This window comes from Duganella sp. GW821-FHT01E12 (assembly GCF_059422325.1).
In genome coordinates this window covers 1-10,584 of sequence record NZ_JBWKWR010000018.1, presented here as the reverse complement: position 1 = coordinate 10,584, position 10,584 = coordinate 1, and the positions used below count along the sequence as shown (strand labels likewise).

Here is a 10,584-nt window from a genome sequence, read left to right as displayed (position 1 = left end):
GCGCAACTTGCCCCGTTCAGATCAAGGTATCCACACGGTTTTGCAAAAGTTTAGGAAAAATATGATCTTTGGGATTTTTTTCTTTCGCGTTTAGAGGCATGGCGCGGATTTTTCAATATCAGTATTTGTGACGGAAAATCAAAAATTATCAAAATTTAATTCTGATCATTCCCCGGCTCAGCTTGTTATAAATTCGTTCATTGTGCCAAAAATATAGTTATGTTCTGTGGAAACAATAGTTCTAAATTAAATACTCTTTTTCTTATGGGTAATGTTGTTAAAAATATGGTAGCATGCGTGCCTTTTTAATAATCTTGCGGCGTGTCTGCCGTCGAAGGGCAAACTCTGTATGGATGTGATGGCGATCGCGGCAAGCGGCATGCAGCATGACTTGCTGCGGATGGAAACCATCAGCCAGAACATGGCCAATGTGCTGACCCCCGGTTATAAGAAGCAGATCCTGTCCGGCGCCTCGTTTGCCCAGCAGGTAAGCGGCGGGCTGGCCGACGCCGCCGCGGCCACGCTGACGATCGACGCCACGCCCGGCACCGTGCGCTATTCGGGCAATCCGCAGGACCTGGCGATCGAGGGGCCGGAATTTTTCGAGATCGCCGGCACGCAGGGGCCGGCCTACACGCGCCAGGGCAGCTTCCATACCGATGTGCGCGGCCGCCTGGTCGGCGAACACGGCATGCCGGTGATGGGCACCAGCGGCGAGATCGTCCTCAACGGCCCTTACGTGGTCGACGCCAACGGCGACGTGCGGCAGGGCGAGCGCGTGATGGCGCGCCTGAAGATGGTGCGCTTCGCCAACCCCGAGGCGCTGCAGCCGCTGGGCAGCGGCACCTACGCGCAAGGCGGGGCGCGGCTGGCCGAGGCCGGCGCGGCGCCGTCGGTGCGGGTGGGCTACCAGGAAAACTCCAACGTCAGCTCGCCGCAGGAAATGGTGCGCCTGACCGAGACCGTGCGTCATTTCGAGGCGCTGCAGAAAATCATGCAGGGCTATGACGACAGCCTTGAAAAAACCATACGCAAGCTGGGAGACTTTTAAACGCCATGAACGAGTCACTGTATATCGCCGCCACCGGCATGCACATGCAGCAAAAAAGCGTCGACACCATCGCCAACAACCTGGCCAATGTGAACACGCCCGGTTTCAAGAAAGGCCATGTGACCTTCGAGGACATGGTCTACCGCGAGATCAATCGCGCCGGGAGCGCCGACGCCCAGGGCGCGCCCAGCCTGTGGCACGGGGGCGGCGTGGGCATCTTCTCGCTGTCCAAGGTCTTTACCGCCGGCGAGATGCGCAAGACCGACGCGCCGCTGGACGTCGCCATCCAGGGCGACGGCTTCCTGGAAGTGACGATGGTCGACGGCAGTTCGGCCTACAGCCGCGGCGGCGCGCTGTCGGTCGACCACGACGGCTTCCTGGCCACCGCGGACGGCCATGTGCTCAAGCCGGCCATCCATGTCGGCACCGACGCCAGGAGCATCGTGGTCAAGGCCGACGGCCAGGTGCTGGTGCAGGGCGCCAACCAGTCCGAGCCGAGCGAGGCCGGACGCATCGAGCTGAGCCACTTTTCCGACACCACCGGCCTGGTGTCGCTGGGCGCCAACCTGTATCAGCCGTCGGCGCGTTCCGGCGACGCGATCTACGGCAAGCCCGGCGAGGACGGCCTGGGCACGCTGGCGCAGGGCTTTGTCGAAGCGTCCAACGTCAACCTGGTCAACGAAATGGTCGACCTGATGGCCGCGCAGCGCGCCTACGAAAGCAGCGTCAAGGTGATCCAGGCGTCGGACGAGATGCTGGGCATGAGCAACAACCTGCGCAAATAAGCATGGCGCTGCGGGGGCTGGCGTGCTGGGCGCTGCTGCTGGCGCTGCCGGCGCGGGCGGGCGAGGCGGTCATCGAGCTGCGCCCCGAGGTGCTGCTGAGCGGCCCGCGCATGACGCTGGCCGACCTGGCCAAGGTCGATGCCGCCAGCGCCGAGGTGCGGCAGGCGCTGCAGGAGGTGCAGCTGGGCAGCGCGCCGCTGGCCGGCCAGGTCGCCCAGCGCAGCCGGGCCGAACTCGATCTGGCGCTGCGCGGCCTGAGCCTGGCGCGCGGCGTGGGCATCGTCTGGCGCGGCGCCGAACGGGTGCGCATCCAGAGCCAGAGCCAGGCGCTCGATGGCGCGCTGCTGCTGGAGCTGGCGCGCGCGCAGCTGCAGCAGGGGCTGGGCGGGCCGGAGCTGGAGCTGGACGTGCGCCTGGCCGCGCCGCTGCCGGACCTGGCGGCGCCGGCCGGCGCGCTGCAGTACCGGGCGCGCCTGGTCGACGGCAGCCGCCTGCGTCCGCGGATGGCGGTGTGGATCGACGTGATCGCGCAAGGCGCGGTGTACCGCTCGGTGGTCGTGCCGCTGGCGGTCAACGCCTGGCGCGAGGTGTATGTGGCGCGGCGCGCCTTGCCGGCCGGGACGGTGGCGACGGCGGCAGATTTCGCGCCGCGGCGCGAAGAGGTGGCGGGCCTGGCCGATGCGCCGCTGGACGGCGCCGCGCTGGCGCACGGCGGCCGGGTGCGGCAGGCGCTGGCGGCCGGGCAGGTGGCCACGGCGCGGCAGATCGCGCCGGCGGCGATGGTGCTGCGCGGCGAGCGCGTGCGGCTGGTGACGGCGGCGGCCGGCATCGAAGTGGAGACCGGCGCCACCGCGCAGGCCGACGCGCTGGTGGGCCAGCAGGTGCAGGTGCGCCCGGAGCGCAGCAACGAGATGGTGACGGCACGGGTGATGGCACCCGACCTGGTACGAATTGAAGGAAGGTAGTTAATGATGCGGTCCATATTTTTGCTGATGCTGGCGGCGCTGTCCGCCGGCGGCGTCCAGGCGACCAGCCTGTACCAGCCGGCGACTTACCAGTCGTTCACCTCCGACCTGCGGCCGCGCCGCGTCGGCGACCTGATCACGGTGATGGTGTACGAAAGCGCCAGCGCCAGCAGCGCCGCCAACACCAGCGCCGGCCGCGATGCCGGCGTCGGCGTCGACCTGCAGGGGACGGGCAAGGGCTACAACGCCGGCGTCAAGGCCAACAACCAGCTCGACGGCCGCGGCCGCACCGCGCGCGAGGGACGGGTGCTGGCGCAGATCACGGTGGCGATCCGCGAGATCACGGCCCAGGGCGACCTGGTGATCGCCGGCGAGCAGCTGCTTGAGATCAACAACGAAAAGCAGCAGATCCGCGTCGAAGGCCGCATCCGTCCGCAGGACGTGTCCGACGCCAACGTGGTGCTGTCGACCCGCATCGCCTCGGCCAAGATCAGCTACGCGGGGCAGGGCGACCTGGCCGACGTCCAGCGCCCGGCCTGGTGGCAGCGTTTCCTCACCCTGTTCGGACTGTGACCATGCTGCGATCCCTGCTCTGCGCGCTGCTGTGCGCCACCCTGGGCGCGGCCGGCGCGGCCGAGACCATCCGCATCAAGGACATCGGCAAGATCGCCGGCTGGCGCGACAACGCGCTGACCGGCTACGGCCTGGTCACGGGCCTGGCCGGCACCGGCGATTCGGCCCGCAACAAGGCCACCCGCCAGTCGATCGCCAACATGCTGTCGCGCTTCGACATGACGGTGGTGGCCGACGACGTGCAGAGCCGCAACGCCGCGGCCGTGATGGTGACGGCCAGCCTGTCGCCGTTCGCGCGGCCGGGCGACGCGCTCGACGTCACGGTCACCTCGATGGGCGACGCCCGCAGCCTGGTGGGCGGCACGCTGATCCTGGCGCCGCTGAAGGCGGCCAACGGCCAGGTCTACGCGCTGGCGCAGGGGCCGCTGTCGGTGGGCGGCTACAAGTACGACCTGAACGGCAACGTGGTGCAGAAAAACCATCCGACGGTGGCCTCTATCCCCGGCGGCGCCACGGTGGAGCTGGGCGTGCCGAACGACGTCAGCAACGGCGGCCAGAGCGTGACCTTCGTGCTGTCCGACCCCGACTACACCACCGCCAGCCGGGTGGCGGCCGCCATCAACGGCGCGCTGGGGCAGAACCTGGCGCTGGCGCAGGACGCCTCCGGCATCGAGATCCGCATCCCCGAGGGCCGGCGCGCGCGCCTGACCGACTTCCTCATGGCGGTCGAGAACGTCAACGTCGAGCCCGACCGGCGCGCCAAGGTGGTCATCAACGAGCGCACCGGCACCGTGGTGTCCGGCGGCGACGTGCGCATCTCCAGGGTGGCGGTTTCGCAGGGCGACCTGAAGGTCACCATCGTGACCGACAACACGGTGTCGCAGCCGCTGCTGGTGAGCCAGACCGGGCCGGACGTGCGCAGCGTGCGCGTGGCCAACAGCCGGGTCGACGTGGCGGAGCAGGGCGAGACCGGCTTCGTCGCCGCCAGCAACAACACGGTGGCCGACCTGGTGCAGTCGCTGACCCGGGTCAAGACCAACACGCGCGACATCATCTCCATCCTGCGCGCGGTGAAGGCGGCCGGCGCGCTGCACGCCGAACTGATCGTGCAATAACTTTTATCCAAGGAAGCAGCTATGGTATCCCTGATCGACAGCAGCACGGTAGGCTTGCTCAGCCTGGCGCTGGACGCGGCCGGCATGCGCCAGCAAGCGATCGCGCAAAACATCGCCAACGCCAACACCCCCGGCTACCAGCGCGTGGGCGTGAGCTTCGAAAGCCGGCTCGACGCACTGCGCCAGGACCTGCGCCAGGGGCGCGCGCCGTCGCTGGCCGGGCTGGCGGCGTTGCGGCCGCAGTTCGAGGCGGCCGGCGCGGCCGGCGAGGCGGTCGCGCTGGACACGGAAATGGCGTCGCTGTCGGAAAACACGCTGCACCACCAGGCGCTGCTCAAGGCGCTCAACAAGCATTTCGCGCTGATCGGCAGCGCCATCAACGAAGGCAAACGCTAATGGACTACAACGCGGCATTTCAAATCAGCGCCAGCGGCATGGCGGTGGAAAAGCTCCGCCTCGACGTGACGGCGGCCAACATCGCCAACATGAACAGCGCGGCCGCCAGCGCGGCCCAGGCCTATCGCCCGCTGCGGGTGGTGAGCCAGGCGGCGCCGCTGAACTTCGGCGAACAGTTCGACCGGCTGGCCGGCGGCGGCGTCGAGGTGCTGGCGCTCGAGCCGCAGGCGGTGGCGGCGCGCATGGTGTACGAGCCCGGCCATCCGTATGCGGACGCCAAGGGCATGGTCGCCTATCCCGGCGTCAATCACACGGCCGAGATGGTCAACCTGAGCACGGCGCTGCGCGCCTACGAGGCCAATGTGGCGGCCATGAACGCGGCCAAGACCATGGCGGCGCGCGCGCTCGAGATCGGAGGCCAGCAATGACGATCGAAGCGATCGCCGCGGCCACGCTGGCGGCGGCCGAAGCGCTGCCGGCCACGGCGCCGGCGCCGCAGCCGGCCGACGGCTTCGGCGGCTGGTTCGCGGCCGAGCTGCAGGCCGTCAACGCCGGCCTGGTGCAGGCGGACCACGAGGTGCAGCAGCTTGCGCTCGGCGAGGCCAGCAATTTACACGAGGTGATGATCCATCTGGAGGAGGCCAAGCTGTCCTTCCAGTTGCTGGCCCAGGTCAGGAATCATGCGCTGGAAGCCTATCAAGAAGTGATGAGAATGCAGGTCTAGGAGTAGAACGTGGCAGTCATAAATGAAGCATGGAACCGCCTGGCGGTGCAGTCCCGCGTGGGTATCGTGGTGGGCGCGGTGTTGATCGTCGCGCTGGCGGCCGCGCTCGGCCTGTGGGCCTACCGCACCGACTACCAGGTGCTGTTCGCCGACGTGGCGCCGGCCGACGCGGCGTCGATGACGGCCGAGCTGGACAAGATGAAAACCCCGTACCAGCTGGCCGACGGCGGCAACACCATCATGGTGCCCAAGGAGCTGGTGTACAAGACCCGGCTCAAGCTGATGGGCAAGGAGTTGCCGCTGCATGGCGCGGTGGGCTTCGAGGTGTTCAACAACGCCGACTTCGGCATGACGGAATTCGTGCAGAAGGTGAACTATCTGCGCGCCATCCAGGGCGAGCTGACCCGCACCATCCTGTCGATCGACGACATCCAGGCCGCCCGCGTGCACCTGGCCTTGCCGGAGCAGGGCCTGTTCAAGAAGGCGCAGACCAAGCCCAAGGCCTCGGTCACGCTGACCATGAAGAGCGGCAAGGTGCTGGCGGCCGAGCAGATCGCCGGCATCCAGCGCCTGGTGGCGGCCTCGGTGCCGGACATCGTCAGCGCCGACGTGACCGTGCTCAACCAGCACGGCGTGGCGCTGACCCGCGTGGCCCAGGGCGACGGCGGCGAAACCGCGCTGAGCCAGCTCGACGGCAAGCGCGGCACCGAGGACTATCTGCTGAAGAAAGTCACCCAGGTGCTCGACCGCACCTACGGCGCGGGCGAGGCGGTGGCCAGCATAGACGTCGCGCTCAATCTCGATCAAAGCAAGGTGACCACCGAGGAAGTGCTGCCGGCCAAGAATTCCGACCCGGCCGCCAACGCCACCGGCGTGGTGGTGCGCGAGCGCAGCAGCTCGCACGACGGCAGCACCGCCACCGGCGCCGCGGCCGGCTCGGCGCGCGTCAACGGCGCGCCGGCCAGCAGCACCAACGAGTTCGACTACCAGGTCGGCCGCCGGGTCGAGCAGGTGGTGGCGGCTGGCGGCGCCGTCAAGCGCATGACCATCGCCGTGCTGGTCAAGCGCGACATGGATGAGGAACAGCTGGCGCGGCTGAAGGAAGTGGTGGCGCTGGCGGCCGGCTTCGACAGCCGGCGCGGCGACGCGGTGGTGGTGTATTCGATGCACTCGCTGGCCGCGCAGCAGGCCCTGGTCATGCCGGCCCCGGCCGCCGGCGCCGAGACCGCCGTGGACACGGCCGCGCCCGCCGTCGCCAAGCCCGGGCCGGGCGCGGCCCGCCAGGTGGCGCCGTGGCTGGCCGGCCTGGCCGGCCTGGTCGCGCTGGCGGCCATCGCCTTCGGCCTGGGAGCGCGCCGCCGCGGCGCCCGGCCGGCCCGCCTCAGCGCCGCGCAGCGCGAACAGATGCTGCACGACGTGCGCCAGTGGATCGCCACGCCGGCGGCCGGCGACGTCGCGGGACGCCAGCCATGAGCGGCCACCGTCAAGCGGCGGTCGCGCTGCACGCCTTGGCCGACGCCGACCGCCACCTGATCCTCGAACAGCTGGCGCCCGGCGACCAGTCGGTGTTGCGCGGCTATCTGGACGAGCTGCGGGCGCTGGGCTTCGAAACGGCGCAGGCGCCGGCAGCGGCGCCGGCGCAGCCGGGCGGCCTGGCCTCGGCCTCGGCGGCCGCCATGTTCGGCCTGCTTGAACACGAACCGGTGGAACTGGTGGCGGAGGTGCTGGCGATGCAAGCGTGGCGCTGGCGCGGCGACTTGCTGGCCATGTACCATCCGGCCCGGCGCGAAGCCATCGTCGCCGCGCCGGTGGCATCGGCCCCGGCGCGCGCGCGCTTCGTGCGCGATGCGCTGGGCGCGCGGCTGGCGGCATTGCCGGCGGCCGGCGCCGCGCAGCCCTTGTCGCCGCTGGCCGCCTTGTTTGAACGGATGACATCATGGCGGCGATAATCCGCGCGCCGGCCATGGCGGCCGGCAGCCGCCAGTTGCGCCGTCCGGGCGCCATGCCGGCGGCGGGCGCGGCGGCCGTAGCCGTCGCGCCGGCGCCGCCCGAACCCATAGCCGCGTCGGCGCCGACCGCGCCCGCGCCGCTTGAGCCCGCGCCTGTGCCGGCCGCGCCGGCGCCGCCCGCATCGGCGGCCCCGGCAGCGCCAGCGCCGCCAGAGCTCCAGCAGCAGATGGCGCGCCAAGCGGAGCAGCTGCGCGAGCGTGAGGCCGCCGCGCAGGCGGAGCAGGACGCGCTCGCGTTGCAGCGCGAACAGCTGGCCCGGCAACAGCAGCAACTGGCGCAGCAGCAGGCGGACCTGGCCGCGCGCGAACAGGCGCTGCAGGAAGCCCAGCAGCGCCTGCACGACGAGGCCGAGGCCATCCGCGCCGAGGCCGGGCGCAGCGGTCGCCAGCAGGGACTGGAGCAGGGCGAACGCGAGGCCGCCGCCGCCGTGGCCACCCAGGTCGAGCGGCTGAACGCGGTGACCCAGGCGCTGACGCAGTCGCGCCGCGCCGTGCTGGACGAACAGCAGGACCTGCTGGTGGAGACCGCTTACACCGCCGTCTGCCGCATGCTGGGCACGCAGGCGGCCAGCCGGGACGGCATGGCGTCGATGGTGCGCAGCCTGACCGATGGCGCGCAGGGGGCGGAGTCGCTGGTGGTGCGCGTGCATCCGCTGGACCTGCCGCTGCTGGAGGGCGGCGCGCTCGATCCGCGCCTGGCCTTCCAGGGCGACCCCGGCATCGAGCTGGGCGGTTGCATGGTCGACGGCCCGCGCGGCACGCTCGATGCGCGGCTGGACCTGCAGTTGCAGCATCTGCGCGAGACGCTGATGCAAGTGCGCCGCCAGCACACCCAGCTTGAGGCGCCGGTCTGATGCAAGCCTATCTCGATGCCGTCCGCGGCGCCGAACTGACGCGCCGCACCGGCCGCGTGCTGGGCATTTCCGGCCAGAGCATCGAGGCGGTGGGGCCGGAGGCCACCATCGGCGAGGTCTGCGAGATCGAGCTCGACGGCGGCGCCCCGGCGCTGCTGGCGGAAGTGGTGGGCGTCAAGCCCGGCCGCATCGTGCTGATGCCCTACGGCGACACCCGCGGCGTCGGCGCCGGCAGCCGCATCGTCGCCAACGGCCAGCCGCCGGGCATGCGGGTCGGCAGCGGCCTGCTGGGCCGGGTGATCGATGCGTTCGGCGCGCCGCTCGACGGCGGCCCGGCGCCGGTGGCGGCCGAGGTGCGCAGCCTGTTCGCGCCGCCCATCAATCCGCTGACGCGCCCGCGCATCGCGCAGCTGCTGGAAACCGGCGTGCGCGCCATCGACACCCTGCTGCCGCTGGGCCGGGGCCAGCGCATGGGCATTTTCGCCGGCAGCGGCGTCGGCAAGAGCACCCTGCTGGGCATGCTGGCGCGCGATGTGCAGGCCGACGTCAATGTGATCGCGCTGATCGGCGAGCGCGGCCGCGAGGTGCGCGAGTTCGTCGAAAAAAACCTGGGCGCCGAGGGCTTGAAGCGCAGCGTGGTCATCGTCGCCACCTCGGACCAGCCGGCGCTGGTGCGCACGCGCGCCGCCCATGCGGCCACGGCGGTGGCCGAGTACTTCCGCGACCAGGGCCGGCAGGTGCTGCTGATGATGGACTCGATCACCCGCTTCGCCATGGCGCGGCGCGAGATCGGCCTGGCGGCGGGCGAGCCGCCCACGGCGCGCGGCTACACGCCGTCGGTGTTCGCGGAAATCCCGGCGCTGTGCGAGCGCTGCGGCACCACCGACAGCGGCGGCGCCATCACCGCCCTGTACACGGTGCTGGTGGAGGGCGACGACTTCAACGAGCCGATCTCCGACATCGTGCGCGCCACGCTGGACGGCCACATCATGCTGTCGCGCGAGCTGGCGCACGAAGGCCATTTCCCGGCCATCGACGTGCTGCAGAGCAGCAGCCGGCTGGCCTCGGACCTGACCAGCGCCGGCGAACGCGAATTGATGGGGGCGGCGGTGGAGTTGCTGGCCACGTATGAACGCAACCGCCAGATGGTCGACATGGGCGCCTATCGCGCCGGCAGCAATCCCGCCATCGACCGCGCCATCGAGGTGGCGCCGGCGCTGCGCGAAGTGCTGCGCCAGTCGGTGCTGGAATCGACCACGCGCCAGGCGGCGCTGGCGCGCCTGCGCGGCGCCGTCACCGGAGCGGCTTGATGGGCGGCGCGCGCTTCCGCTACGCGCTGGAGCCGATCGCGCTGCAGCGCCAGTGGGCGCTGGACGCGCTGCTGCGCGAGCTGAGCGACTGCAACGCCGAGCTGGCCCGGCGGCGCGCGGACTGCGACGCCGAGCGCGCGCGCATCGCCCAGGCCGGGCAGGAATGGAAGGCGCTGGGGCGCGACGGCCAGGCGGTGCGGGTCGAGCGCTTCGCGCTGCTGGCGCGCTACCTGGCCGACCGCCGGCAGCTGTTGCTGGAGCTGGACCGGCTGCAGCAGGAGGCGCAGCGGCGGCGCGAGCAGCTGGTCGCCGGCGTGGCCGGCGCCCGGCGCGCGCTGGACGCGGTGGAAGAGCATCGGGACGCGATGCGCAAGGAGTTCGTGCGGGCCCGCCTGAGCGGCGAGTTCAAGGACGCGGACGATCAATGGAATGTATTGCAGACAGTGAGGGCGGCAGATGGCAATTAATGTGGATGGATATGGCGCAACGGCGCCGGCAACCGGTCCCGCGCAGCGGCTGCAGACGGACGCGCGCCAGACCCGCTGGCTGTACGAGGTCGAGCACGCGATGCTGCTGCAGGCCGGCAAGAAGCCGGCCGGCGACGGGCGCGGCGCGGCCGTGGACGAGGGCCGTGAGCCGCTGCGCGAGCGCGCGGCCGGACGCGAACGCGACGCCGCCCGGGCCGATGCCGCCGAGCGCGGCGACGCCGGCGCCGCCGTGGCGCAGCGCGTGGCCGCCTTGCCGCCGGCCGAGGCGCCAGGCGGCAACGGCGCCACGGCCGCCGCCGCGCACGGATCGGCGC

The 10,584-nt window shown here is 70.6% G+C and carries 14 protein-coding genes; all 14 read left to right on the top strand.

Annotated features, from left to right (window positions below; all coding sequences use genetic code 11):
* Positions 1 to 349: 349 nt before the first annotated feature.
* Positions 350 to 1,051 (top strand): flagellar hook-basal body protein, encoded by a 702-nt coding sequence (locus tag AC07WS_RS29370; RefSeq protein WP_494732471.1) that lies wholly within the window; start codon positions 350 to 352, stop codon positions 1,049 to 1,051.
* 5 nt (positions 1,052 to 1,056) lie between these two features.
* Entirely contained in the window at positions 1,057 to 1,836 is a 780-nt protein-coding gene (gene flgG, locus AC07WS_RS29365; protein ID WP_494732470.1) for a flagellar basal-body rod protein FlgG, read from the top strand.
* 2 nt (positions 1,837 to 1,838) lie between these two features.
* Positions 1,839 to 2,801: a flagellar basal body P-ring formation chaperone FlgA gene (gene flgA / locus AC07WS_RS29360; RefSeq protein ID WP_494732469.1), complete on the top strand. Its 963-nt coding sequence runs from the start codon at positions 1,839 to 1,841 to the stop codon at positions 2,799 to 2,801.
* Between the two features lie 3 nt (positions 2,802 to 2,804).
* The gene (locus tag AC07WS_RS29355; protein ID WP_494732468.1) at positions 2,805 to 3,374 is read left to right on the top strand and encodes a flagellar basal body L-ring protein FlgH; all 570 of its coding nucleotides are present in this window, start codon (positions 2,805 to 2,807) and stop codon (positions 3,372 to 3,374) included.
* A gap of 2 nt (positions 3,375 to 3,376) precedes the next feature.
* Positions 3,377 to 4,489 carry a flagellar basal body P-ring protein FlgI gene (locus AC07WS_RS29350; RefSeq protein WP_494732467.1) on the top strand — a complete coding sequence of 371 codons (1,113 nt, stop codon included), beginning with the start codon at positions 3,377 to 3,379 and terminating at the stop codon, positions 4,487 to 4,489.
* 21 nt (positions 4,490 to 4,510) lie between these two features.
* Positions 4,511 to 4,885 carry a flagellar basal body rod protein FlgB gene (locus AC07WS_RS29345; protein WP_494732466.1) on the top strand — a complete coding sequence of 125 codons (375 nt, stop codon included), beginning with the start codon at positions 4,511 to 4,513 and terminating at the stop codon, positions 4,883 to 4,885.
* Complete coding sequence (gene flgC / locus AC07WS_RS29340) at positions 4,885 to 5,313, top strand: flagellar basal body rod protein FlgC (RefSeq protein ID WP_494732465.1); 429 nt, start codon at positions 4,885 to 4,887, stop codon at positions 5,311 to 5,313. The genes AC07WS_RS29345 and flgC overlap by 1 nt, the downstream gene beginning before the upstream one ends.
* Complete coding sequence (fliE, locus tag AC07WS_RS29335) at positions 5,310 to 5,609, top strand: flagellar hook-basal body complex protein FliE (protein WP_494732464.1); 300 nt, start codon at positions 5,310 to 5,312, stop codon at positions 5,607 to 5,609. Before flgC ends, fliE begins: the two co-directional genes overlap by 4 nt.
* Positions 5,610 to 5,618: 9 nt before the next feature.
* Complete coding sequence (gene fliF / locus AC07WS_RS29330) at positions 5,619 to 7,082, top strand: flagellar basal-body MS-ring/collar protein FliF (RefSeq protein ID WP_494732463.1); 1,464 nt, start codon at positions 5,619 to 5,621, stop codon at positions 7,080 to 7,082.
* Complete coding sequence (locus AC07WS_RS29325) at positions 7,079 to 7,558, top strand: hypothetical protein (protein WP_494732462.1); 480 nt, start codon at positions 7,079 to 7,081, stop codon at positions 7,556 to 7,558. The genes fliF and AC07WS_RS29325 overlap by 4 nt, the downstream gene beginning before the upstream one ends.
* Entirely contained in the window at positions 7,546 to 8,472 is a 927-nt protein-coding gene (locus AC07WS_RS29320; RefSeq protein WP_494732461.1) for a FliH/SctL family protein, read from the top strand. Before AC07WS_RS29325 ends, AC07WS_RS29320 begins: the two co-directional genes overlap by 13 nt.
* Positions 8,472 to 9,782, top strand: a complete 1,311-nt coding sequence (locus AC07WS_RS29315) for a FliI/YscN family ATPase (RefSeq protein WP_494732460.1) — start codon at positions 8,472 to 8,474, stop codon at positions 9,780 to 9,782. The genes AC07WS_RS29320 and AC07WS_RS29315 overlap by 1 nt, the downstream gene beginning before the upstream one ends.
* Complete coding sequence (locus tag AC07WS_RS29310) at positions 9,782 to 10,249, top strand: hypothetical protein (RefSeq protein WP_494732459.1); 468 nt, start codon at positions 9,782 to 9,784, stop codon at positions 10,247 to 10,249. The genes AC07WS_RS29315 and AC07WS_RS29310 overlap by 1 nt, the downstream gene beginning before the upstream one ends.
* Positions 10,239 to 10,584 (top strand): hypothetical protein (locus tag AC07WS_RS29305; RefSeq protein WP_494732458.1); only part of this gene is annotated, 346 nt, incomplete at its 3' end. The genes AC07WS_RS29310 and AC07WS_RS29305, both read left to right, overlap by 11 nt.

Excerpts from the sequence above, each read along its gene's own strand:
- fliE (WP_494732464.1), top strand. The coding sequence starts at position 5,310 with ATGACGATCGAAGCGATCGCCGCGGCCACGCTGGCGGCGGCCGAAGCG.
- AC07WS_RS29325 (WP_494732462.1), top strand. The coding sequence starts at position 7,079 with ATGAGCGGCCACCGTCAAGCGGCGGTCGCGCTGCACGCCTTGGCCGAC.
- AC07WS_RS29355 (WP_494732468.1), top strand. The coding sequence starts at position 2,805 with ATGATGCGGTCCATATTTTTGCTGATGCTGGCGGCGCTGTCCGCCGGC.
- AC07WS_RS29315 (WP_494732460.1), top strand. The coding sequence starts at position 8,472 with ATGCAAGCCTATCTCGATGCCGTCCGCGGCGCCGAACTGACGCGCCGC.
- AC07WS_RS29350 (WP_494732467.1), top strand. The coding sequence starts at position 3,377 with ATGCTGCGATCCCTGCTCTGCGCGCTGCTGTGCGCCACCCTGGGCGCG.
- flgC (WP_494732465.1), top strand. The coding sequence starts at position 4,885 with ATGGACTACAACGCGGCATTTCAAATCAGCGCCAGCGGCATGGCGGTG.
- flgA (WP_494732469.1), top strand. The coding sequence starts at position 1,839 with ATGGCGCTGCGGGGGCTGGCGTGCTGGGCGCTGCTGCTGGCGCTGCCG.
- AC07WS_RS29320 (WP_494732461.1), top strand. The coding sequence starts at position 7,546 with ATGGCGGCGATAATCCGCGCGCCGGCCATGGCGGCCGGCAGCCGCCAG.
- AC07WS_RS29370 (WP_494732471.1), top strand. The coding sequence starts at position 350 with ATGGATGTGATGGCGATCGCGGCAAGCGGCATGCAGCATGACTTGCTG.
- AC07WS_RS29310 (WP_494732459.1), top strand. The coding sequence starts at position 9,782 with ATGGGCGGCGCGCGCTTCCGCTACGCGCTGGAGCCGATCGCGCTGCAG.
- AC07WS_RS29345 (WP_494732466.1), top strand. The coding sequence starts at position 4,511 with ATGGTATCCCTGATCGACAGCAGCACGGTAGGCTTGCTCAGCCTGGCG.
- flgG (WP_494732470.1), top strand. The coding sequence starts at position 1,057 with ATGAACGAGTCACTGTATATCGCCGCCACCGGCATGCACATGCAGCAA.